Annotated in this window: 22 protein-coding genes; 11 read left to right on the top strand and 11 right to left on the bottom strand. The window is 68.2% G+C overall.

All coding sequences use genetic code 11. From position 1 onward, the window contains the following. Window positions 1–29 precede the first annotated feature (29 nt). From OG474_RS19660 to OG474_RS19680, 5 genes are read right to left on the bottom strand one after another with little or no spacing between them, the layout of a single operon-like run. Entirely contained in the window at window positions 30–773 is a 744-nt protein-coding gene (locus OG474_RS19660) for a LytR/AlgR family response regulator transcription factor (protein WP_405063787.1), read from the bottom strand. Window positions 774–782: 9 nt separating this feature from the next. Further along, entirely contained in the window at window positions 783–1,913 is a 1,131-nt protein-coding gene (locus OG474_RS19665; protein WP_405063788.1) for a histidine kinase, read from the bottom strand. 17 nt (window positions 1,914–1,930) lie between these two features. After that, the gene (locus OG474_RS19670) at window positions 1,931–2,668 is read right to left on the bottom strand and encodes a metallophosphoesterase family protein (protein WP_405063789.1); all 738 of its coding nucleotides are present in this window, start codon (window positions 2,666–2,668) and stop codon (window positions 1,931–1,933) included. A 24-nt stretch (window positions 2,669–2,692) separates the two neighbouring features. Next, a complete protein-coding gene (locus OG474_RS19675) occupies window positions 2,693–3,853 on the bottom strand; it encodes a hypothetical protein (RefSeq protein WP_405063790.1) in 1,161 nt (386 codons plus the stop codon). 11 nt (window positions 3,854–3,864) lie between these two features. After that, the gene (locus OG474_RS19680; RefSeq protein WP_405063791.1) at window positions 3,865–4,989 is read right to left on the bottom strand and encodes a hypothetical protein; all 1,125 of its coding nucleotides are present in this window, start codon (window positions 4,987–4,989) and stop codon (window positions 3,865–3,867) included. 87 nt (window positions 4,990–5,076) lie between these two features. Between OG474_RS19680 and OG474_RS19685 the strand changes: the two genes are divergently transcribed. Beyond that, window positions 5,077–6,498 carry a serine/threonine-protein kinase gene (locus OG474_RS19685; protein ID WP_405063792.1) on the top strand — a complete coding sequence of 474 codons (1,422 nt, stop codon included), beginning with the start codon at window positions 5,077–5,079 and terminating at the stop codon, window positions 6,496–6,498. On the opposite strand, the gene OG474_RS19690 is transcribed toward OG474_RS19685, so the two are convergent. Then, window positions 6,495–7,433: a hypothetical protein gene (locus OG474_RS19690; protein WP_405063793.1), complete on the bottom strand. Its 939-nt coding sequence runs from the start codon at window positions 7,431–7,433 to the stop codon at window positions 6,495–6,497. The genes OG474_RS19685 and OG474_RS19690 overlap by 4 nt on opposite strands. 98 nt (window positions 7,434–7,531) lie before the next feature. Here OG474_RS19690 and OG474_RS19695 point away from each other — a divergent pair, with 98 nt between their 5' ends. From OG474_RS19695 to OG474_RS19715, 5 genes are all read left to right on the top strand, one after another. Further along, a complete protein-coding gene (locus OG474_RS19695; RefSeq protein ID WP_405063794.1) occupies window positions 7,532–9,379 on the top strand; it encodes a hypothetical protein in 1,848 nt (615 codons plus the stop codon). Window positions 9,380–9,384: 5 nt separating this feature from the next. Beyond that, a complete protein-coding gene (locus OG474_RS19700) occupies window positions 9,385–10,719 on the top strand; it encodes a dipeptidase (RefSeq protein ID WP_405063795.1) in 1,335 nt (444 codons plus the stop codon). Between the two features lie 81 nt (window positions 10,720–10,800). After that, window positions 10,801–11,925, top strand: a complete 1,125-nt coding sequence (locus tag OG474_RS19705; RefSeq protein WP_405063796.1) for an NAD(P) transhydrogenase subunit alpha — start codon at window positions 10,801–10,803, stop codon at window positions 11,923–11,925. After that, window positions 11,922–12,227, top strand: a complete 306-nt coding sequence (locus tag OG474_RS19710; RefSeq protein ID WP_391542558.1) for an NAD(P) transhydrogenase subunit alpha — start codon at window positions 11,922–11,924, stop codon at window positions 12,225–12,227. Before OG474_RS19705 ends, OG474_RS19710 begins: the two co-directional genes overlap by 4 nt. Then, entirely contained in the window at window positions 12,224–13,594 is a 1,371-nt protein-coding gene (locus OG474_RS19715; protein WP_405063797.1) for an NAD(P)(+) transhydrogenase (Re/Si-specific) subunit beta, read from the top strand. Before OG474_RS19710 ends, OG474_RS19715 begins: the two co-directional genes overlap by 4 nt. Window positions 13,595–14,427: 833 nt before the next feature. Here the strand turns inward: OG474_RS19715 and OG474_RS19720 are convergent. Continuing rightward, a complete protein-coding gene (locus OG474_RS19720) occupies window positions 14,428–15,411 on the bottom strand; it encodes a LuxR C-terminal-related transcriptional regulator (protein ID WP_405063798.1) in 984 nt (327 codons plus the stop codon). Beyond that, window positions 15,412–16,266 (bottom strand): LuxR C-terminal-related transcriptional regulator, encoded by an 855-nt coding sequence (locus OG474_RS19725; protein ID WP_405063799.1) that lies wholly within the window; start codon window positions 16,264–16,266, stop codon window positions 15,412–15,414. Between the two features lie 230 nt (window positions 16,267–16,496). Between OG474_RS19725 and OG474_RS19730 the strand changes: the two genes are divergently transcribed. From OG474_RS19730 to purM, 3 genes are all read left to right on the top strand, one after another. Continuing rightward, on the top strand, window positions 16,497–16,625 hold the full coding sequence (locus OG474_RS19730) for a hypothetical protein (protein ID WP_405063800.1): 129 nt from the start codon (window positions 16,497–16,499) through the stop codon (window positions 16,623–16,625). An 81-nt stretch (window positions 16,626–16,706) separates the two neighbouring features. Then, the gene (purF, locus tag OG474_RS19735) at window positions 16,707–18,269 is read left to right on the top strand and encodes an amidophosphoribosyltransferase (RefSeq protein WP_405063801.1); all 1,563 of its coding nucleotides are present in this window, start codon (window positions 16,707–16,709) and stop codon (window positions 18,267–18,269) included. A 43-nt stretch (window positions 18,270–18,312) separates the two neighbouring features. After that, window positions 18,313–19,386 carry a phosphoribosylformylglycinamidine cyclo-ligase gene (purM, locus tag OG474_RS19740; protein WP_405063802.1) on the top strand — a complete coding sequence of 358 codons (1,074 nt, stop codon included), beginning with the start codon at window positions 18,313–18,315 and terminating at the stop codon, window positions 19,384–19,386. A gap of 287 nt (window positions 19,387–19,673) precedes the next feature. Here purM and OG474_RS19745 read toward each other — a convergent pair whose 3' ends face one another. The 3 genes from OG474_RS19745 to OG474_RS19755 all read right to left on the bottom strand — a co-directional run bounded on the left by OG474_RS19745 (window position 19,674) and on the right by OG474_RS19755 (window position 21,789). Next, a complete protein-coding gene (locus OG474_RS19745) occupies window positions 19,674–19,862 on the bottom strand; it encodes a DUF3073 domain-containing protein (protein WP_391542551.1) in 189 nt (62 codons plus the stop codon). 204 nt (window positions 19,863–20,066) lie between these two features. Next, window positions 20,067–20,873, bottom strand: coding sequence for an ABC transporter permease (locus OG474_RS19750; RefSeq protein WP_405063803.1), 807 nt, complete (start codon window positions 20,871–20,873; stop codon window positions 20,067–20,069). 31 nt (window positions 20,874–20,904) lie between these two features. Next, a complete protein-coding gene (locus OG474_RS19755) occupies window positions 20,905–21,789 on the bottom strand; it encodes an ABC transporter ATP-binding protein (RefSeq protein WP_405063804.1) in 885 nt (294 codons plus the stop codon). Window positions 21,790–21,932: 143 nt separating this feature from the next. On the opposite strand from OG474_RS19755, the gene OG474_RS19760 reads away from it, so the two are divergent. Next, entirely contained in the window at window positions 21,933–23,126 is a 1,194-nt protein-coding gene (locus tag OG474_RS19760) for a sensor histidine kinase (RefSeq protein ID WP_405063805.1), read from the top strand. After that, window positions 23,123–23,782, top strand: a complete 660-nt coding sequence (locus OG474_RS19765; protein WP_405063806.1) for a response regulator — start codon at window positions 23,123–23,125, stop codon at window positions 23,780–23,782. The genes OG474_RS19760 and OG474_RS19765 overlap by 4 nt, the downstream gene beginning before the upstream one ends. Window positions 23,783–23,811: the final 29 nt, after the last annotated feature.

Genomic DNA, 23,811 nt, shown 5'->3' on the forward strand with positions numbered 1-23,811 from the left:
TCACAGGGCTGGCGCTCACAGTCTGGTGCTCACGGGCGCAGGGAGGTCGAACGGACCAGGAGGTCGCGCAGCTCCCGGGTGTGCCGCCTGCTGACCGGCAGCCAGTCGTCACCGACCCGTACGGCGCAGCGGCCGCTCTCGACGCGCATCTCGTCCACATGGGCCAGGGCGACGAGGGTACTGCGGTGGATCCGGGTGAAGCCTGCGTCGCGCCAGCGCTCCTCGAGCGTGCTGAGCGGGATGCGGACCAGATGCGAGTTCTGACCGGTGTGTAGCCGGGCATAGTCGCCCTGGGCCTCGACGTACCGGACTGTCGAGCGCTGGACGAACCGCGTCACCCCGGCGAGCTCGACCGGAATCACCTCGTCGCCTTCATCGGCTGGCTGCGGTGCGGCCGGTGCGCCCGCAGTGACCACGCGGCGAACGGCTTCGGCCAGTCGCTCGGCCCGGACCGGCTTCATCACGTAGTCGGTGGCCTCCAGCTCGAACGCCTGCACCGCATGCTCGTCGTACGCGGTGACGAAGACGATCTGCGGCCGGTTGACGAACTTCGCCAGCACCTTGGCCAGGTCGATCCCGTCCAGCCCGGGCATCTTGATGTCGCAGAACACCACGTCCAGGTCGGCCGCCTGCAGGATCTTCAGCGCCTCCGGGCCGTTGGACGCCGTCCGGATCTCCCCGATCCGCTCGTCGCGCCGCAGCAGATACACCAGCTCGTTGAGCGCCGGCTCCTCGTCGTCCGCGACGAGCGCGCGCAGTGGTGTGTCGGCCATGACGTCACCTTAGGGGGAGGCATGCACTCCTGAGGAGTATTTGGGGATCCGGAAGGTCACCTTGGTTCCGGCGTCGACCTGCGTCTCGACGACCAGGCCGTAGGCGTCGCCGTACACCTGGCGGAGCCGGGCGTCCACGTTGCCGAGGCCGATCGAGTCGCTGGCGGACTCACCGGCCAGGACCGCACGGATGACCTCGGGGTCGCTGCCGGCGCCGTCGTCCTCGACGCTGATCTCCGCCTCGCTGATCTGATCCCGCGCCCGGATGGTGATCCGGCCGACGCCGGTGGTGCCTTCCAGGCCGTGCCGGACCGCGTTCTCCACCAGCGGTTGGACGACCAGGAACGGTACGACGACGGGCAGCACCTCTGGGGCGATTTGGAGGGAGACCGTCAGCCGCTCGCCGAAGCGGGCCTGCTCCAGGACCAGATAGCGCTCAACGTTACGCAGCTCGTCGGCCAGCGTGGTGAACTCGCCTCCGCGGCGCAGTGCGTAGCGGGAGAAGTCGGCGAACTCCAGGAGCAGCTCACGTGCTCGCTCGGGATCTGTGCGCACGAACGACGCTATGGCGGCCAGTGCGTTGTAGATGAAGTGCGGGCTGATCTGAGCGCGCAGGGCCCGCAGCTCAGCCTCCATGGCACGCGTGCGTTCCTTATTGAGCTCCGCGAGCTCCACCTGGCCGGAGACCCAGCGGGCGACCTCTTCGGTCGCCCGGACCAGCGCTGCGGATGACCGTTCGCTGTAGGCGACCAGTACGGCGACCACGCGCTCCTCAATGACGATCGGGGCGACGGCCGCCGTACGGATCGGGCACTGAGGGTCTCCGCAGGCGACGTCGTGGACGCCGAGCACCGCGGTCCGGCCGGTGCGGAGCGTCGGAGCGGCCAGGGAGCGAGCATCACGCCGGTGGTTGCTCTCGTAGGCGCCACCGACGCCGTCCCAGGCCAGTACGCCGGAGGAGTCGCAGATGGCGATGGCCGCCGTACCGAGCAGGTCTCTGAGGTGGCGGCTCGCCTTGCCGGCCGCAGCGGGCGTCAGCCCCTCGCGCAGGTGCGGACTGGCCAACGAGGCGGTATGCAGAGTCGCATACGTCGCCTTGTCAGCCGGAGTACCGAAATGCTTCCGCCGCCGCGCGAACACCCCCTGACGGTAGCCGCTCAGCCCTCGGCACGCGCCCTGAACGCGTCCAGCGCCTCCGTGTCGGAGTAGTTGGTCAGCATGTACGCGTCGACCCACTCCTGCCGGCCGGGGTACCTCGAGTTGTTCACGATCTGCTCTGCCGCTCTCGCCCGGTCCAGGGGCGACCGCCGGAGCTGAACGCCCTCGGGCGTGATCATCGCCCAGCTGGGGCCCGGAGCGCCGTACGGCATCCCCACACTGCCCGCATTCACCACAGTCCGCCGATCCACCTGCCGGGCGAACGGCATGTGGGTATGTCCGCAGACGACAGTCCGGATGTTGTCCGGCACCCCGCCCAGCACCTCAACCCACCTGTTGATGGGGCTGTCCACCAACACGACCTCCTCGTCGTCCCGAGGCGTCGCATGACAAATCAGCACGTCCCCGAACGTCACAGTCGTCGGCAAGGCATCCAGCCACTCCACCTGCGCATCCGTGAGCTCACCCGCGGCCCAAGGGCTCACCGGATCCGGCGCTACCCCGGTGAACGTCCCCCGAGCCATCGCCACGGCTTCCCGGTCCGCGTTCCCGCGCACCCAGACCACGCGGTCCCCCATGGCCTTCAACCGTTCGAACACCTCCCGAGGCTGCGGCCCACTCACCACATCCCCCGCCACCACCACCGTGTGCGCCGCCCGCACATCCTTCTCCGCCAGCACCGCCTCCAACGCCGGCATCACACCATGGACATCCGCAAGCACCGCAAGCCGAGTCATACCGCCAGTGTGGTCCAGAACCGGTCAGGAGCCGATGACGAGTGGGGTGTCGGTGCCGATCGGAGTCGCGAGCTCGCAGCTGCCGGTGGTGATCGTGCAGCGAATGATCGCCGTCTTGACCTTCTCGGTCTGCCCGGCCGGAGTCGCGTAGGCCATGACCAGCACATGCTGGTCGTCCTCGGAGCTCATGTTCTGGAAGCAGCCCTTCCACTGGTGCAGCACCTTGCCGGAGTTCGCCTCCATGGCTGCCGACGTACCCGCACAGAAGCCCTCGGCGTTGTCCTCGACGCCGTATGCGGTGGCGCCGTTGGGAGTGAAGCCGTTGATCTGGAACTCACAGGTGCGGAAGAACTGCGTGCCGCTGGAGGCCTGGACAATCGTCGAGCAGGTGCCGTCATCGTTCCGGACCCCCATGGAGGCGGCGGTGCGGCCGTCGGCGGAGATAGCTGTCGGTGAGACGACCGTTTTGATCAGCTGGCCCTGCGCCTCACCAGGGACCCAGGAGTACAGCTTCCACGGGCCGGTCTCCTTGTCGCTCGCGCGGTAGTACACCTTGCCGCCGGTGTAGGCGAGGACCTGGACCTCCCAGCTGTTGGGCAGCTTCAGCGACTGCAGCGAGTTGCCTGACTCCGCATAGACGGTGGCACCCTTGTTGGCCACACCCAGGTTGCTGATGCGCGCGGCAGCATAGGCGGCGGCGGTCTGGTCGACCGTCGTCACCAGGGACGACACATCTGGGGTACGCCGGTTCACGGTGCCGGCCTGGATCCTCAGCAGCTCGGTGCCGTCACCGTCGGGCTCGTACATGACGACAGCCAGGACGCTCGACTGGACCCGGCCGACCGAGAGCACGCCACCCTTGCCGGGGATCGTCTCCGTGTAGCCAGAGGTGCGGACCTCGCGGCCGATCAGGTACGGGACCTGGGGCTCGCGCCCCTGGGGGAGCTTGCTGATGGTCAGCTTGGTCTCGGTGGGTGCCGACGGGGTCTTGGTCGGAGTAGCACTCGGGGACGGTGTTGACGGAGTGGTCGTCGGGGTGGGGCTGGGGGAGGTGGTGAGGGGGGCTGCGGCGTTGGCCTGGCCGGACTGCGGGCCTTGGCGGTAGGCGAGGGCGGCGCCGATGGCGACCGCGGCTACGGCGACGGAGGCCACCACGGCGATCAGGCGGCCGTTCTTGTTCCGCATCGGTGGACTCCTTACGAGCCTAGGAGCAGGGGTTCTTTGGACAGGGGTGTGGCCAGCTCGCACTCGCCGGTGCTGACGGTGCAGCGGACGATCGCGGAGCTGGTCCGGACGTCTTCTGCCGCGTACCACTGGAGCAGGACGTGGTCGTCGTCCTCTGCCAGTTGGCGGCTGATCACGGAGGCCGTCCAGGTGCGGATCGGCTTGCCGGTCTTCGGGTTCACGGCGGCGAGCGATTGGACGCCGACCGGGCCGCCGGTGTCTGGTGGCAGGCCGATCACGAACGCATTGCCCGGACTGAAGCGGTCGAGGCGGTACTGGCAGGACTTCCAGCGCTGCAGACCGGTTGCGAGGTCGGTGATGGCCGAGCAGACCCCGCTGTCGGTGTAGACCGGCAGACTCGCGCCGAGGGTGCCGTCCGCGCTGACCGACAGCGGCGAGGTGAGCTTCGGAACCACGGTGGCGGTCTTCTGACCGACGGTCCAGCGGTAGAGGCTCGCCACGCCGCCCGGAGTGGCGGAGCTGCTGAAGAAGACCGTCTTGTCGGCGACGGAGAGCACATCGAGAGCCCAGGACTTGGGCTGCGCCAGCTTCTCCGCAGGACCGCCCGGCTTCTCGTAGTACACCGTCCCGCCCTGGCGGACAGCCGCGAAGCGATCACCGGAGCCGTACGCGACGGCGTCGCCGTCGGCGCTGCCGACGAGCGAGTCGATGTCAGCGACCTCCCGCAGCACCTTCCCATCGGAGTCCTGGACCACCAGGGTGCCCTTGGGGGTGGAGTCGACCTGCAGTGTCAGCGTCTCGTCCCAGAGCCGGACAGCACCGTCGATGTCCCGGCTGCCGGGCACCTTCACCGGCTTGCCGATGCCGCCCATGACCGTCCGGCCGCGCACGTAGGCGACCTGCGGTCCCTGGCCCATCGTGAGCTTGGTCGCATCGACCTTCACGGTGGTCGGCGGCTGAGTGGTCGATGGCGGGGCGGTCGACGGCGGCATGCTCGGCGCCTGGCTGAGCGGTGCGGCAGCCGCCCCGGACTGGTTCTGCGGACCCCTGGCAGCGGCCAGCATTCCACCGCCTGCGACTGCTACGACGGCCACCGCTGCCACTGCGATCGCCAGCGACCGGTTCCTGTTCGACACCTGCTCCACCCTCGCTGAGACGCACGAAGTCGCGGTTTTGTTCGCACCGGCGAGCGAGTCGCAGGAACGATCGAGCATAATGCGTGCATGGACCAGCCCCAGCGGATCGGCCGGTACGCCCTGGTCCGCCGGGTCGGTGCCGGTGGTTTCGCGACCGTTTGGCTGGCCAAGGACGAGCAGTTGGACGCCGAGGTGGCGGTCAAGATCCTGTCCGACCTGTGGACCGACGACGAGGACGTCCGCCGCCGCTTCCTGGCCGAGGGTCGCTTCCTGCGCCGCGTCGACTCGCTGTACGTCGTGGGTGCCCACGACGTCGGAGAGACCGATGACGGCCGCCCCTACCTGGTCCTCACCTACGCCGACCTCGGGACGCTGGCCGACAAGATCAAGGCCGGTCCGCTGGAGATCGGCGACGCGGTCCGGATCATCACCGAGGTCGGCCGGGGGCTCAAGCACCTGCACAGCCGCGGTGTTTTGCACCGCGATGTGAAGCCGGCCAACGTGCTGTTCCGCAGCATCGCCGGCGGCGACCGCGCCATGCTCGGCGACCTCGGTTTGGGCAAGGCGGTCCAGGACGTCTCCCAGCTGACTATGCCGGGTGGCACTCCGGCGTACGTCGCGCCAGAGCAGGTGCTGGGTGAGCGTCTGGACCACCGGGCTGACCTCTACTCGCTCGGAGCAGTCGCGTACGCGGCTTTCACCGGCCAGGCACCGCATGGCGTGAACAGCCTGGGTGCGGTGATGCAGATCGACAAGCCGCCGCCATCGATGACCACTCTGCGCAAAGACATCTCGGATGCGGTCGACGTCGTCGTACGGCGTGCTCTCGAGCCGGACCGCGAGCTGCGCTGGCAGGACCTGGACAGCTTCCTCAATGCGCTCCGTGAGGCGCATGCGACCGGCAAGATCCCCGCAGGGCTGATTCCGGCCGCGGATGTGTCGCCGGTGACGCCAGGCGACGTCGACCAGGAGACTGCGCTCTCCAGTGCGAACCAGCTGACCCAGGCACCGCCCAAGCGCTCAGCCCGTGGCCGCGTGCTCGCTGGACTGCTCGCCGTACTGCTAGCCGCCGGTGGTGGGTACGGCGGCTACCAGTTCGTGCTGTCCCGTCCGGTCAAGGTGGAGTACGGCGGCCTGTCGGTGCAGGTGCCACGCGCCTGGTCGCAGAAGGCGGAGAACGCCCAGGGCCCCCGGCTGCTGGTCGCTAGCAGCACTGCGACCTGGCAAACGAACTCTGGCGTCGAAGGTGCCTTCCTGGAGGTCCAGCAGGCCACCAAGCTGCCGACGACTGTCGCGCCGCCGCCTGGCTGCAGTGCACCGCCGCCACCGGACGGCGGCACAATCGGCGACCAGGCGTTGGCGACCTTCCGCTTCAGCTGTAGCGGCCCGTCGGTCATCGAGCAGTACCGGCAGCTGAATCCAACGACCCTGCTGCGGATCCAGGTCCGCGACGACGATGCCGTCGGTCGGCAGACCGTGCTGGATTCCGTTGCCTACAAGGCTCCTTAAGGCACCAGCGAGGTCAGCGACGAGATCGTGGCCTTGTGCATCCGCGGGATCACGTTGAGCGTGTTCGGGTCCGACCCGTACAGGTGTGAGCCCGACTCGTAGACCAGGTACGCGGATCCGTTGTACTCCGTGATGCCCTCGGTCATGCTCGGCGCTCGGAAGCAGCTGAGCGCTGCGGCGTCCAGATCCTTCTGGCCGCGCTTCACGACGTACAGGTTGCTGCGGTTGGTCCGCCCGTACGACGTGCTGTAGATGAAGTGGTTGGCCGTGACGGTCAGCCCCTGGGTCTTGGTGGGGATCTCCCAGGCGCCGGACAGCGTGGTCAGTGTGCCGTCGGCCGCGATCTTGTACTCGTACATGGCGCCACGGCCGGTCTCGTTGAAGGACCCGGCGAACAGCGAGTCGCCGTACGTGCCGATGAACGACGCCGCGGCCACGTCCCGCGCCGTACCGACCTGTGTCAGGTACGGCGTGCCTGCGGCCTTCATGGCATCCCGCAGCGCAGTCAGGCTGTACTTCCGGATGCTGGTGCCAGCACCCGACACGAACGCCCAGCCGTTGCTGACGGCGATCCCGCCCATGTGTGACTCGGCAACTGCGACCACACCGACCGTCGCACCAGTGGCTGGGTCGATGCCGTAGATCTGCGAGTCCGCACCTTCGCGGTACGAGCCGACCAGCAGCAGGTTCTTGCCGCTGCCGTCCCAGTTGTACCAAGTGCCTGCGCCTTGCGGTGTGTGCGTGCTGAGGTTCGGAATGCTCGCACTGTTGCTGAAGCGCGCGTCGTACTTCTTGGAAGCGGACGGTCCGTCGTAGAACGTCGAGCCGCCGGTCGTGGCGGTGTCGCAGGTGATCGCTGCCTGCGCGGGCAGTGCGACCGTCAGAGCGGTAGAGGAGAGGAGCAGAGCAGTCATCAGGGGGCGGAGCCGGGACATGCGGTTGTCCTGTTCTCGATGGGGCGGAAAGTTACCTCGGGACCACCCTATGGGGACAATCACCCACAATGAACCCTTCGCGTGTCTAGGGTCGGCCTGTGCTCAAACGCTTGCTCGCGATGACCCTGCTGACCGGACTGCTCGCCGTACCGGGCCAGGCGCAGGCTGCCGCGCCGGCCCTCTCGCAGTGTGCGGGAGTGAAGGTCGGCCCGGCGGAGGAGGTCGTGTCGAACGAGCGTCGGAAGGCACTCGGGCTCGAAGGCTGGGCAGACACCGCGTACGGCGTGTTGCCGGCGGGGAACGGCAAGTACGACTTTCTGGCGGTGGCTGCGCTGGTTCGTGGGCAGAGCATCGCGGTCACTCGTGGGACTCTCGACGATCCGGTGGCCGACGGTGTCCAGAAGATCGAGCCACTGATCGGACTGCCGGCCGGCTACAACTACGGCGGTGGTGGGCCGGTCTATCGCGATCCGCAGAGCGGCGTCGTCCTCCAGATGGTGCACCTGGAGCAGAACACGACGACGGGCGGCTTCTACTCCACTTTGCACCTGGGCCGCTATGACCCGGTGAGCAAGCGGACGACCTACCTGGGGCCGTTGGCCAGTCCGCGGGCGACCAAGGACCAGATCGACGCTCTGCGCGGCTCGGCCGACATGGGGACACCGGCCTTCGCAGTCCGCGACGGCTATCTGTACGTGCACTTCCCCGATTACTACGTGAACTCCGGTGGCGGCTTCGCCAGTACGGCGCTCTCCGTCGCGCGAGCGCCCCTGGCCGACGTACTGAGTGCTGCCGGCGCGGGCCGGGTCGTGGCGTGGCACAAGTACCTGGATGGCGCGTGGGACTCTCCGGCGGTCGGTGGCGCGTCGACCGAGGTGCGGCCGGGAGAACGAGGCTCTTGGCACCCGAACGTCGTACGGACCACGCGCGGCGGCTCACTGCTGGTGCAAGGCGTTTCGTCGACCGAGTTCGTGCTGGCCGACTCGGCGGACGGCGTGCTGTCGTGGTCGGCCGCGGTGCCGCTGTTCAACGACCCGGACAAGTTCAACATCTACCCGACCGTGGTCGGCACCGGTGCGGACCCGTCTGTGGTCGGCGACGAGTTCTACATCTATTACCTGCAGTGGAACAGCAAGCAGCCTGACTGGAACAACGCCCACATGATGCGGCGCCTCATCAGCTGCACAGAGGGCCGGGACCTGGGTACGGTCGCGCTTGTCCGCAACGACAACGGCAACCGGCATCGAGTGACCACTGAGCCGGTGACCGACTTCGGCTACTACCCGACGCGCACCTGGATGCTGGAGGCCGGCCAGAAGCCTGGCACGGTCCCGGTTTTCAGCTGCCGCAACGGAGCCCGCGATCAGTTCGTATCGCCGGGCGCGGGCTGTGACGGCTTCAGCTTCCTGCAGACGCTGGGCTGGATCTACAGCTCACCGCCGGCCGCACCGTCCGTCGCGCTGTACCGCTGCACCGTGGCTGGTCTCGACGATCACTATCTGTCGACCGAAACCGGATGCGAGAACCCGAACGCAGTCAACGAGTTCCGGGTCGGCTACGCGCTCAGTACGACGAAGGTCGCGTTCTCGCGGTTCGACAGCACCTCTGAGCGCTGGGTGACCAGTGGGGCCGTGACAGGGAGCTATGGCGTGGTGAAGCGCTGGTTCATCGAGGGCAGCCAGCAGCCGGGCACCACCGCGCTCTACGGCTGTTCGTACGGGATGCCGAGCGGAACCAACCACTTCATCTCCAGCGACCCCAACTGTGAGGGGCTCACGAAGCTGCGGACCGAGGGCTGGATCTCCTCGAGTAGGACAGCCGAGGCGACCGCACCGCTCTACCGCTGCTACCAGCCGGACGACTACGACCATTTCCTCGGCGACGAGCAGTGTGACGGAGTCGAGGGTGCTCAGCGTGAGGGCTTGATGGGCTACGCCGTACCGTAGGCGGCATGACTGACCTGTCTGCGGCGATCGACCGCGTTCTGCCCAGTGTCCGTGCCGACCTCGAGGACCTCATCCGGATCCCTTCGGTCAGCTACGAAGCAGCCCGTGCGGGCGACGTCCAGCGATCAGCCGAGGCGACCGCCGCGCTGTTCGAGGCGGAAGGCTTCGCGGTCCAGATCGTCCGGGCCGGCGAGGGTGCGCCCGCGGTGATCGCGAAGAAGGCAGCCCCCGCCGGGAAGCCGACCGTGCTGCTGTACGCGCACCACGACGTGCAGCCGACCGGTGCGGTCGACCAGTGGACCTCGGACCCGTTCGAGCCGACTGAGCGGGGCGACCGCCTCTACGGTCGTGGTGCGGCCGACGACAAGGCCGGTATCGCCGCGCACCTGGCCGCCGTACGGGCCTTTGGCAACGACCTGCCGGTGGGCGTGACGGTGTTCGTCGAGGGTGAGGAGGAGATCGGTTCGCCGACCCTGCTGCAGCTCCTGGACCAGTACTCCGCCGACCTGGCCGCGGATGCGATCGTCATCGCGGACTCCGGTAACTGGGACGTCGGCCACCCCGCACTGACTGTTTCACTGCGCGGTCTGGTCGAGTCGTACGTCGAGGTGCGGACTCTCGACCACGCTGTGCACTCTGGTCTGTTCGGTGGACCGATTCCGGACGCACTGTCTGCACTGTGCCGACTGCTCGCCACACTGCACGACGAGAAGGGCGATGTGGCGGTTGACGGTCTGCACGCATCCCGTGCGGCCGACGTGGTGTACCCGGAGGACCGCCTGCGCTCCGAGTCGAGCGTGCTGGAGTCGGTGCGGCTCACCGGCTCGGGTTCGCTCGTGGACCGGCTGTGGACGCGCCCGGCGATCGCCGTACTGGGTATTGACGCACCTTCGGTGGCTGAGGCCAGCAACACGCTGGTGCCGGTCGCGCGGGCCAAGGTCAGCCTGCGGGTCGCCCCTGGCGACGACGCAGTGAAGGCGAGCGCTGCGCTGAAGGCACACCTCGAGAGCAACGCACCGTGGGGCGCACAGGTCACCGTCACCGAGGGCGAGGTTGGCCAGCCGTGCAGCATCAACGCACGCGGCGCCGGCTACGAAGCGGCCCGGTCGGCGTTCCAGACCGCCTGGGGTGTCGAGCCGATCGACATGGGGATGGGCGGATCGATCCCGTTCATCGCCGAGTTCCAGCGGGTTTTCCCGGCTGCCGCGATCCTGGTGACCGGCGTCGAGGACCCGGACACCCGGGCGCACGGCATCGACGAAGGCCTGCATCTGGCGGAGTTCCGCAAGGTCTGCCTGGCCGAAGCCCTGCTCCTGCAGAACCTGGCGGACAACGCCTAGAAAGCTTTGCAGGACACAACCTGACCACGAGGTCGGGACCGGGGTTTCCGACAACGCTCGGTTTGGCATAGGTTTCGGCGAGTGAAGATCGCAGTGGTACGGGAGACCAGGCCGGCCGAGCGCCGGGTCGCATTGGTGCCGGAACAAGTCGCGAAACTGATCGAGCTCGGGTACGAGGTCGCGGTCGAGCCGGCCGCCGGTGAGCGGGCGCTCTTCTCCGACGACCAGTACCGCGAAGCCGGAGCCGAGGTGGCCTGGGGTGCCGACCACGCGGCCACCATCGTGGCGTCGGTGCAGCCGCTGGAGCGCGAACGCCTGCAGCGGCTCCACGCCGGTACGGCGTTGCTGTCGTTCCTGCCGACGAATCCGCCGGACGTCGTCCGGACGGCGACCCGGGCCAAGCTGACGGCGTTCGCGATGGAGCTGGTGCCGCGGATCTCCCGGGCCCAGTCGATGGACGCGCTCTCCTCGCAGGCCCTGGTGGCCGGCTACCGCGCCGCGATCGTCGCCGCCGAACGGCTCCCGCGGTTCTTCCCGCTGAACATGACCGCGGCCGGCACGGTCCCGCCGGCCCAGGTCCTCGTCCTCGGTGCCGGTGTCGCCGGCCTGCAGGCCATCGCGACCGCGAAGCGCCTCGGCGGCGTCGTCAAGGCGTACGACGTCCGGACGGCCGCTGCCGAAGAGATCGCCTCGATGGGTGCGGTGCCGATCACGCTCGAGCTCGGCACCCTCGACGGTCCGGGTGGTTACGCCCGCGAGATGACGGCCGAGCGGGCTCAGCTCCAGCGCGAGCTACTGACGCCGTACGTCGCCGCCGCGGATGCGCTGATCACGACAGCCGCCGTACCGGGCCGGACCGCACCGATGCTGGTGTCACGGGCAATGGTCGAGCAGATGAAGCCCGGCTCCGTCGTCGTCGACCTCGCCTCCGAGCAGGGCGGCAACGTCGAAGGCTCGGTCGCCGGGACCGAGCTCACGATCGGGAACGCACTCGTCTGGGGCGGCGCGAACGTGCCCAGCCAGATGGCCGGACCGGCCAGCCGCCTGTACGGGCAGAACATCGCCAACCTGATCCGGCTGATGACCCGCAACGCGGCCTTCGACCCCGACTTCGACGACGAGATCGTCCGCGGTTGCTGCGTCACCCACGACGGCACCGTCCTGCACGAGCCGACCCGCGAACTCCTTGAAGGGCCTTCGGCATGACCGAATCCATTGCGCTGCTGACGATCTTCGTCCTCGCCGCGTTCGTCGGCGTCGAGGTGATCAGCAAGGTCTCCTCGACCCTGCACACGCCGCTGATGTCCGGCGCGAACGCGATCCACGGCGTCATCCTGGTCGGCGCCATCATCGTCACCGGCCAGGCCGAGTCCACCCTGGTGGTGATCGTCGGCCTGCTGGCCGTCGTCCTGGCGACCGTGAACATGGTCGGCGGGTTCGTCGTCACCGACCGGATGCTCGAGATGTTCAAGCCTCCGTCCGCCCGCAAGAAGGAGCTCGGCAAGTGATCCCGACCTGGGCCCAGATCGGGTACCTGATCGCCGCGGTCTGCTTCATCGTCGCGCTGAAGGCGCTGTCGTCCCCGAAGTCGGCCCGGACCGGTAACGCGCTCGGCGCGGCCGGCGCCGTACTGGCCGTCATCATCACCTTCGTCGCCTACAAGCCGGACCACCTGGCACCGATCCTGATCGCGCTCGCGATCGGAACCGTCGGTGGTGTGGCCGGTTCGCGGCGCGTCCAGATGACCCACATGCCGCAGCTCGTCGCACTGTTCAACGGTGTCGGCGGTGGCGCTGCCGCGCTGGTCGCGCTGATGGAGCTCGGTGAGGTCCCGGAGGGTGCGACCGTCGCGGCGATCGCGACGGCGTTCACGATCCTGGTCGGTGCGATCAGCTTCTCCGGCTCGATCGTGACGTTCGCGAAGCTTCAGGAACTGATGACGACCCGGCCGGTGACCTTCCCCGGGCTGCCGGTCCTGTTCATCGCCTCGATCCTCGGCAGCCTGGTGCTGGCCGGGTTCCTGATCTCCGACCCGCGGGTCTGGGTCGGCATCCTGCTCTGCCTGGTCGGCCTCGCGGTCGGCGTCATGCTCGTGCTGCCGGTCGGCGGTGCCGACGTACCGATCGTCATCTCGCTCCTGAACGCCTTCACCGGCCTGACGGTCGCGGCCGGCGGCTACGTCCTCGGCAACACGCTGCTGCTGGTCGCGGGCACCCTGGTCGGCGCGGCCGGATCGTTGCTGACCAAGATGATGGCCGACGCGATGGGTCGCTCGGTCTTCAACATCCTCTTCGGCGCGGTGAAGGGCGGCTCGACGCTCGGCGGCGGTACGGCGTCCGAGCGGCCGGTGATCTCCGGTGGAGCCGAGGATGTCGCGATCCTGCTCGGCTACTCGAACAAGGTCATCATCGTCCCGGGCTACGGCCTGGCTGTCGCCCAAGCCCAGCACACCCTGCGTGAGGTCGTCGAAGAGCTGCAGGACCGCGGGGTCAAGGTCGACTACGCCATCCACCCGGTCGCCGGCCGGATGCCCGGCCACATGAACGTCCTGCTCGCCGAAGCCCAGGTCCCCTACGACCAGCTCCGCGAGATGGACGACATCAACAGCGACTTCAAGTCCACCGACGTCGTCCTGGTCGTCGGCGCCAACGACGTGGTCAACCCGGCGGCTCGCAACACCCCCTCGGCCCCCATCTACGGCATGCCGATCCTCAACGCCGACGAGGCCCAGCGAGTCATCTTCCTCAAGCGCTCCATGCGCCCCGGCTTCGCCGGCATCGAGAACGAACTCCTCTACGACCCCCGAACCACGCTCCTGTTCGGCGACGCCAAGGACTCCCTCACCAAACTCCTGGCCGCCCTGAAAAACATCTGACCCACCCGCACCTCGCCAACGGCCGCCGCCTCCACGGCAGCCGTTTCGCTTCCCGCTGCGCCGCCGCGCGCGGCAGCCCGCCGCGCGCGGCAGCCCGCGGCGAGTTGGTGGGCGGGGCCGCGTGGTGCCCACCCCAGGCCACAACGTCCGAAAACACGCCGACCACGTACCGCGAACCTCCGGACGTAGCGGCGGTCCTGACTTTGGTCATTGGGGTTAGCGCCTGAGCCGGCAACCGGTGACAGCAGGTCGACGCGCGGCCGCCCGTGCGCTCAGGTAGAAGAGGCCAGGCGTAGGACGGGTAGGGGTCTCTGCTGGGCGCGGTCGCGCGTGCTGGGGAGCAAAACCGCCCGATTCAGGGGAACAGGACTCCCCGAACCGGTTTAGGGACAGCGATCGGGTCCGACCTGGACGCTCCCTAAACCGTTTTGGAGAGCACAACCAACCGATTCCGGTTCACTACCCTCCCCAAACCAGGCACGCCCCCCGATCGTTCGGGCGTTACGACACCCCGCGCGGCTGCTCGCCGTTTCCCCTGGGACCGAGCGGGGCGTAGACCAGCGGTTGCCCTTTAGCGCAGCCGTTCATCCTGTGCGCACGAATTCGTGCAGTAATTGGTCCAGACCGGAGTTGCTTGCTGTGGTTGGCCGCTCCCGGCCAACGTCCCACCCCGGCCACTCGGATTCATTGCCGCCGATTCCCCGCACCTGTTTGACTTCTCCTGGCAGGAAGTCCCACTGCCCCGGCGTGAACACCCCGCCGTCCGCCCCCACACTCCAGGAGTGCGCTTTGCCCTGCCCACCCAACAATTCCCACCGAGCCTGGGACTGGGGTTAATCCACCCATCCCCGCTGAGCCGCCCGAACCCCCAGTTCAAACCGCCCGGAAGCCCCCACCTGCTCCGCAAGTTTCGCCGCCATTCGCCGAACCGTCCGCATCGACACCCCCAACTTCCGAGCCACCTGCTCATCAGTAGCCCCCTGCACGAGAAGGCGCAGAAACCCGGACTCCTGGCTGGTCAGTTCGCCGACATCAGTTGCTGGGAGCTCGTAGTAGGGCCGGGCTGACTGCCAGTAGAACTCGTACAGTTCGATGGCGATGCGGACGACGGACTTGCTGTGGTGGACCATCGCTCCGGGCGAGGTGTCGTCCGGATCGATTCCGACCACGACGGCCTCACCATCGAAGATCACCATCTTCAACGGAACCGCCGGCACCAGTCGGGCCTCGGCTCCGTACTTCCGTGCGAAGTCGTAGAACTCGCGCGTTCCCCGCAGTTTCAGTTGTGCCTCGACATTGAGATAGCGGACGTCGATTCCGCGTTTCAGGATTGCGGCGTCGGTGGATTCTTCGGGATCCCGGCGCGGATTGGGGTCCGCAGGGATCATGCCCCACATCGACTTCTTGGGACGGAAATGCTGCATCCGCTGATATGCGCGCTCGCCCTCGTGGATCTCGACGCCGCCGATGCTTTTGTGAGCCAGGAATTCGGTGTATCCGGCAACAAATTCTGCCACTGCCACGCGATCTGAATCCAGGCCCGCTGCGAGCTGATTGATCTCCTGCTCTCGACGCCTCGTCAGCAAATCGAATCCATCTGCCGGATGCAGCGGGTAGTCCTCGTCCTCGATATTCCAGCGTGGCACCAGCAGGCCCAGCTCGCGAAGCTCGGCGATCTGCTCGGCCGCCTCGTCCTCGGAAACGCCGACAGCCTGGGCGAGCTCACCGACTCGCGCGACGCGGACGAGCTCCGGCTGCTTCAGTAGCGCACGGTAGGTCGCGAGGTTCCGATCGCTCAGCCCCAGTGACTCGAACACTCAGACCCAGCCGCGTTTGGCGGCTGCCACCCCGAGCTCGAACCGGCTGGCTGCGTCGAGGCGCTCGGACAGGTTGGCCGTGATGCGACGGGCGGTCCGCAGCGAGATCCCAAGCAGCCGAGCCACCTGCTCATCCTTCGCCCCACCCGCGAGCAACCGCAGTACTTCGGCCTCGTGGGGGGTGAGTGGTGACTCGTTGTCGCGGTCGTCCGGGGCGAACAGCTCTGATGATCGGGCCCAGTAGGCGTCGAAGAGGGCGGTGGCTATGTGGACCACAGCGGGGCTGCGGTGGATGACCGCGCCGGCGGCGTGGTTGTCAGGGTCCATCGGCATGACGGCGATTTCCTGGTCGAAGATCAGGAGTCGCATGGGCAAGGTCGGGGTGGCCCGGACCTCGCCACCGAGGCGATGGATGGCTGCGGCGTACTCGGTGGCGGCCTTGGATTCCATCATGTTCTGCAGGTAGACGGCACGCATCTTGATGCCGCGCTCCAGCAACGGCGCGTCCGGTGAGCTCTCGATGGGGCGAACCATGTCGTCGACGTGAGCGGGAGTCAGTGCCCAGAAGGAGTGGCGGACCTTGAGGGCCAGTTCGTCGATCCGGCGGGACGCGTTGGCCCTGCCCTTGATCACCTCGACATCACCGCTGCTCCGGGCTGTCAGGAGCTCGTTGTACTGCTCGGCGACGACCTCGGCGCTCGCTTCGGCCTCGCGGAGGAGCCCTAACTCTGCATTGAGTTCAACCCGGCGCCGCTCGGCGAGATTGGCGAGACCGACCCGAGGGTGAACGGCGTGTTCGCCCTCGGGATTTGCCCAGGTCGGGACCAGGAGGTCGAGCTTCCGTAGCCTGTCCATCAGCCCATGTACATCATTAACCGATTGATGTACTAGCGCGGCAATCTGCTCCGGCGTACTATCCGGCTGGCTGAGAAGGGCGTGATAGACCGCAAAGGTGGCTTCATCCACACCTAGCGGATCGAGCACGAAAAGCCTCCTTGTGAACCTGTCGGAACCGACCATATACAGAGAGCGTCGACAGAGGGCACTCAATGCGCGGTTCCGGGATTATTTCGAAGGGACAAGTTGTGATCAAGAAGATGCTGTCAGTGATCGGCCTCACTGTCGTGCTGATGGGCGTTGCTGCAGGTACGGCGAACGCCGGCCCGCCGTGCGAGCCGAGTCCGGCCTCGGCCTGCTGGGGATGGCCTAAGTAACCGCGGGGTCGGCCCCGCCCGGTCGGCCTTCTGAAATTCGCCTCGTCAGGGAGACGCCGCTTCGTCGCGTAGACTGCTGGTGTGGCTCGTGGCGATGGTCGGCTCACTCATGACCTTGACCCTCAGGACCTGGGACCGCAGGACGCTTGTGGCGTCTTCGGGGTTTGGGCGCCGGGGGAAGAGGTTGCCAAACTCACCTATTTCGGGCTCTATGCCTTGCAACACCGGGGGCAGGAGTCGGCGGGGATCGCAGTCAGTAACGGGAGCCAGATTCTCGTTTACAAGGACATGGGTCTCGTCAGCCAGGCGTTCGACGAGGCGACTCTTGCCTCGCTGCGCGGGCATATCGCGATCGGGCACTGCCGGTACTCCACCACTGGGTCCAGTGTGTGGGCGAATGCTCAGCCGACGTTCCGGTCCACGGCGACCGGGTCGATCGCGCTCGGGCACAACGGCAACCTGACGAACACCGGGGAGCTCGCCGCCAGTCTGCACGGCGGGGGTGACCTTGATCTCGGTCTGGACGCCGGCGCCGATCACGCGAAGGCGAACGCGAAGCACACCGCGTCCTCCGACACCGACGTCCTCACCTCGATGCTGGCCGGCTACCCGGATCTCACCATCGAGCAGGCGGCAGCGAAGATCCTGCCGAAGGTGAAGGGTGCGTTCAGCCTCGTCTTCATGGACGAGAACACCCTGTACGGCGCTCGCGACCCGCAGGGCATCCGTCCGCTCGTGCTGGGCCGGATGGAGCGCGGGTGGGTGATCGCCAGCGAGACCGCGGCGCTCGACATCGTCGGCGCGAGCTTCGTCCGGGAGATCGAGCCGGGTGAGATGGTCGCCATCGACGCCGACGGGCTCCGCTCGCAGCGGTTCGCCGAGGCTGATCCCAAGGGTTGTCTGTTCGAGTTCGTCTACCTGGCGCGCCCGGACACCCAGATTTCCGGCCAGCGGATCCATTCCACCCGCGTGGAGATCGGCCGCCGCCTGGCCCGTCAGCACCCTGCCGAGGCCGACCTGGTCATCGCGACGCCGGAGTCCGGCGTACCGGGTGCCATCGGGTATGCCGAGGAGTCGGGGATTCCGTACGGCGCCGGCCTGGTCAAGAACGCCTATGTCGGCCGGACGTTCATCCAGCCGAGCCAGACGATCCGCCAGCTCGGGATCCGTCTGAAGCTGAACCCGCTGCGCGAGGTGATCGAGGGTAAGCGCCTGGTGGTCGTGGACGACACGATCGTTCGCGGCAACACCCAGCGCGCCGTGATCCGGATGCTGCGCGAGTCCGGGGCGAAGGAGATCCACGTCCGGATCACCGCCCCGCCGGTGAAGTGGCCGTGTTTCTACGGGATCGACTTCGCCAGCCGCGCCGAGCTCATCGCGAACGGCCTGAACACCGACGAGATCTGCCGGTCGCTCGGCGCCGACTCGCTCGGGTACATCGACCTGGACACGCTGGTCGAGGCGACCAACGTGCCGAAGGACCAGCTGTGCCGGGCCTGCTTCGACGGTGTCTACCCGGTCGCGCTGCCGGACCCGGAGTATCTGGGCAAGCACCTGCTCGAGGTCCCGGTGAGCACCGACGCGGACGGCCTGGCCGCGGTCGTCGGTGGTGGCGGCGCAGCCGACGCCCTCAGTCGTCCGTAACAAAGCGTCGGCAAAGCATCGACGTCGTACCGAGGAGAAGAACGTGAGCGAAGGCGCCAGCTACGCCGCCGCCGGAGTCGACATCGAGGCCGGTGACCGGGCCGTCGAGCTGATGAAGGAATGGGTGTCGAAGGCGACCCGGCCGGAGGTCGTCGGCGGTCTGGGCGGGTTCGCCGGACTGTTCGACGCGAGCGCCCTGACGGCGTACCGGCGGCCGCTGCTGGCGACCTCGACCGACGGGATCGGGACGAAGGTCCAGATCGCGCAGCGGATGGACAAGCACGACACGATCGGGTTCGACCTGGTCGGGATGGTCGTCGACGACCTGGTGGTCTGCGGCGCCGAGCCGCTGTTCATGACCGACTACATCTGCACCGGCAAGGTGGTCCCGGAGACGATCGCGCAGATCGTGAAGGGGATCGCGGAGGCGTGTGTCGAGGCCGGTACGGCGCTCGTCGGCGGCGAGACCGCGGAGCACCCGGGCCTGCTCGAGCCTGATGAGTACGACGTCGCCGGTGCCTCGACCGGTGTGGTCGAGGCGGACGAGCTGCTCGGGGCGGAGCGGGTGCGCGCCGGGGACGTGGTTGTCGCGATGGCCTCGTCGGGTCTGCACTCGAACGGCTACTCCCTGGTCCGGCACGTGTTCTTCGACCGGGCCAAGTGGGCGCTCGACCGGGAGGTTCCGGAGCTCGGGACCACGCTCGGTGAGACGCTGCTGACGCCGACCCGGGTCTACGCCAAGCACTGCCTGGAGCTGATCCGGGCGCTCAACAAGGACGGCGCGACCCCGCTGCACGCGATGTCGCACATCACCGGCGGTGGATTCGCGGCCAACCTGGCGCGGGTCATCCCGTCGGAGCTGTCGGTTCGGATCGACCGGTCGACCTGGTCGCCGGCCCCGATCTTCGGCCTGGTCGGGCAGCTCGGTGCCGTCGAGCTGCTCGAGCTCGAGAAGACGCTGAACATGGGCGCCGGCATGGTCGCCGTACTGGATCAGTCGGCCGCCGACGCCGCGATCGCCGAGCTGGCCGCGCGCGACATCCCCGCCTGGGTCTGTGGCGAGGTCCTCGGCGCCCCGGGCGGCGCGGTCACCCTCGAAGGCGACTACGCCAAGTAGTCAGGTCGGACACGACGAAAACTCCGCTCGGGCTCGACCTGAGCGGAGTAGGTCACGCTGACCGGACGCGACAAGAGCCGCGCCTGGACGAGCCAGGCGCGGCGGAGCTTGCGCGCACACATCCACCAAGCGGTAGCCCCAGGTGGTGTGTTGGTCTGCTTCAGCCCGCCGGCTTCGGCAGCACAACGTCACCGCGTGGTGCTGGTGTGGTGGAACTACGTCGGACGCACGGAGAACTGCTCAGTCCCCACCGGGGGTGCTGAGCAGCTCAGCCGGGCTGATGTTGCTTACCGACGGGGATGGTAGTCGTCGGCGTCGCTGTCGTCGCCGTCGTTGTCACCGTTCGCAGAAGCGGTCCCGCCCTGTTCTCCGCCGGCCAGCTCTCGTTTGAGCTGGTCCAGGTCGGTGTCCCAGGTGCGGTACTTCAGGTCGCGTGCGACCTTCGTCTGCTTGGCCTTTGCACGGCCGCGCCCCATAGCGTCGACCCCCTCGCACAAGTCAACCGGGTACGCTGCGTGGCGTCCACGGATCAGTCGTCAGTAATCGTGGTTCAAGGATACCCGGAGCTGGGGATCGACACACGCACCGGCCCCCTGGCGGACGCCGAAGAGGTCCGATCACCGTGCCGGCGGGGCGGCCCGGTCCCCTCAAACCGGTCCGCCCCGCCGCGTCTTTCGGTGTTATTTGACCTCGCGGCGTGAGCTAAGCCACAGTCCGACGATGGTCGGGAGGACTACCCAGACCCCGATCGCGGTGAGCGTCTCGGGCAGCATCCCGTGCAGGTCGCGCTCGGCGATCCGGCCGAAGGCGGAGAAGACGTCCAGGTAGTTCGCGTTGTCCTTGAACAGCGCCGGACCGGCCAGCGACCAGGCGGTGGGAGCGATGAAGAAGACCAGGATCGCGACCGCGGTCTGGGCGATCACCGCACCGAAGGCGGCACCCATGACCACGTTCAGCGCCATCGTCAGGTAGGCCCCGGCGAGCTGTCCGCCCAGTCCGGCGTACGTGGTGGCGTGGTCGGTGAGCGCTGACGTGAGCGCGGTGAAGACGAAGCCGAAGGCGACGACGACGCTCATCACTACCGCGCTCAGGGCGACGGCGGAGACGAACTTCGCCAGCTGGACCCGGACCCGGCGCGGCGACAGCGTGAAGGTGGTGAGCGCGGTCCGCTGGGTCCACTCCGACGTCATCGCCATCACGCCGATGACCGGCAGGATCAGCATGGTGCCGACCGTTCCGGCGCCGAGGAACGCGTCGAAACCGACGGTGCCCTCGCCCAGGTGGGTGATCTGCCAGGTCATCGCGGCCAGCGCGATCAGCAGGATCGCGGCGACCAGGACCCGGCCGCTGCGGGTGTCCAGGGACTTGCGCAGCTCGACGGTGACGAGCTTCAGGAACGACTGGCCGCGCGCGGGCGGCAGCGCCGTACCGGCTTCGGCCTTGTGCTTGGCCGGGGCTGCCGGCGCTGCTTCAGTAAGAGTGGTCATGGTGTTCGTCTCCAGGAAAAGGTCGAGGTGATCAGGCGGCCGCGGGGGTGGCGGTCAGCTGGAAGAACAGGTCTTCCAGGCCGGCACCGTCGCTCTGGCGGAGTTCGAGCAGGATCTGACCGGCCGCTGCGGCGGCGCGTCCGACCTGCTCGGCGGTGGCGTCGACCCGCAGCGATCCGTCGAGGCCCGGCTCGAGGCTCAGGCCGGCCGCGGTCAGTGCCTGGTTCAGGCCGATCGGGTCGACGCCGCGGACCAGCGTGCCGGTCCCGGCGAGCAGTTCGTCGAGCGAACCGTTGGCGACGATCCGGCCGCCGCCGATGACGACCAGCCGGTCGACGGTCGCCTGGACCTCACCGAGCAGGTGGCTGGACAGGATCACGGTGCCGCCGCGCGAGGCGAAGTCCTGGAGCAGCCCGCGCATCCAGCGGATGCCTTCGGGGTCCATGCCGTTCGCGGGCTCGTCGAGGATCAGTACGGCGGGGTCGCCGAGCAGCGCGTTCGCGATGCCGAGGCGCTGCCGCATGCCGAGCGAGTACTGGCCGACGCGGCGCTTCGCGGCGTGCGAGAGGCCGACTGCCTCGAGCATCTCGTCCGCACGGCTCTTCGGGACACCCAGCAGGCTCGCGTTCAGCGCCAGCGTCTCCCGGCCGGTGCGGCCGGCGTGCTGCGCGGCGGCATCCAGCATGACTCCGACGACCCGACCCGGGTTCGGCAGCTCGACGTACCGCTTGCCAGTGATGGTCGCGGTACCGGACGACGGCGGGGTGAGCCCGGTCAGCATCCGGAGCGTGGTGGACTTGCCCGCGCCGTTCGGGCCGAGGAAGCCGGTGATGCTCCCGGGCTGGACGGTGAAGGACACATCCTGGACAGCCGTGGTGCTGCCGTAGCGCTTGGTCAGGTTCTCGACGGTGATCATGACAACGAGTCAACCGTCCGGACCCCCTTCCGCACATCGGACGTCCGGCTGCGAGCACCCCCTACGAAAGTCTGCGATCGGGGGCCCGGAACCTAACCTCATGGGGGAGGGCCTGGTGGAGGCCGCCCCACTACGCTGGGTGAATGCGACGTCTGCGCCGGTGGTACGCCTGGTGGCGCACGCATGCCCCGCGCATCCGCGATTTCCTGTACGTCGCGTTCAGCCTGCTGACTGTCGTCGCGCAGGCAAGCATGGGCAACGGATGGGATCTCCGGGGCTGGGTCGTGCTGGCCGCCGGCGTCATCTCCTCGGTCGCGCTGCTCTGGCGCCGCCGCTTCCCGGTCACGGTCACGATGATCGGCATCGTCGGGATGCTCGTGGGCGGCATCTTCGTCCCCCTCGGCCTTGCCCTGCTGACACTCGCGATCCGCCGCCGCGACGTGGTCCTCGTGATCCTGACGATCCTCGGGTACGTCGCGCTCGTGCTCAACAGCGGGCTGTTCGACGAAGCGTTCTGGGTGTCGGTGTTCACCGGCCCGTTCCTGATCGGGACCTGGGTCGCGATCGGCGCCTTCGTCGGTGCCCGCCGGGATCTTGTCGCGTCCTGGCAGGACCGGGCCGAGCGAGCCGAGGCCGAACGTGAGCTGCGCGCCGAGCAGGCCCGGCTCGGTGAACGGGCCCGGATCGCCCAGGAGATGCACGACGTCCTCGCCCACAAGGTGTCGCTGATCGCGCTGCACGCCGGTGGCCTGGAGGTGAACCCGGCGGTCGGCCCGGAGAAGATCGAGGGCTCGGCGCGGCTGATCCGGGAGACCGCGCGGCAAGCGATGGAGGATCTGCGCGAGGTGCTCGGGGTGCTGCGGTCCGACACCAGCGTGGCCGGGGCCGACCTGGCGCCGGTTCCGCAGGCCGCCGACCTCGAGCGGCTGGTCGCCGATTCACGCGCGGCCGGAGTCACCGTGAGCAGCGAGATCGCGCTGCCGACCGACGTACCGCTGTCGATCGGGCGGACGATCTACCGGATCGTCCAGGAGTCGCTGACCAATGTGCACAAGCACGCGCGCGGTTCCTCGACCGAGGTGCTGGTGTTCGGCGGGCGTGGTGACGGTCTGACGGTGAGGGTGACGAACGTCCGGCCGGTCGCTGCTGATTCACTGCTCCCAGGCGCCGGTGCCGGACTGGTCGGTCTGCGCGAACGCGTCGTACTGGTCGGTGGCCGGCTGACGACCGGCCCGACGCCGGCCGGTGGCTGGCGGGTCGAGGCCTGGCTGCCGTGGCCGGCCGGCCGGGAGAGCGAGACTGTGCCATCGGTACCAGTTGAAGAAGGGGAACGATGACGCGGCTGCTGATCGTGGACGACGAGGCGCTGGTCCGGGCCGGACTGAAGATGATCCTGGAGTCCGACGAAGAGCTCGAGGTGGTGGCTGAGGCCGACGACGGCGCGGACGCGGCCGCGATGGTCACCCGGCACCGGCCGGACGTCGTACTGATGGACATCCGGATGCCGCGGCTCGACGGGCTCGCCGCGACCCGGGCCGTCCAGGCGCTGCCGGATCCGCCGAAGGTCGTCGTACTGACGACGTTCGATCTGGATGACTATGTGTTCCGGGCGCTGCAGGCAGGGGCCAGTGGGTTCCTGTTGAAGGACACGCCGCCGCGCGAGCTCGTGCAGGCGATCAAGGTGGTCGCGGCCGGGGACGCGATGCTGTCGCCGGCAGTGACGCGACGGCTGATCGGGCACTACGCCAAGGACTCCCGCGCCGATCGGCGCCGGGTCGGGCAGGAACGGATCAGCAAGCTCACCGAGCGGGAGCGCGAGGTTCTCGTCGAGGTCGGCAGCGGTCTGCCGAACGCCGATATCGGCAAGAAGCTGTTCATGAGCGAGGCCACGGTGAAGGCGCACGTCTCCCGGACGCTGGTGAAGCTGGACGCCACCAACCGGGTGCAGGCCGCGATCATCGCCTACGAGGCCGGGCTGCTCACCGACGACTGAAACAAAAGAGCCGGCCGGCGGGATCGTCG

Source organism: Kribbella sp. NBC_01505, from assembly GCF_045040285.1.
GTDB lineage: Bacteria > Actinomycetota > Actinomycetes > Propionibacteriales > Kribbellaceae > Kribbella.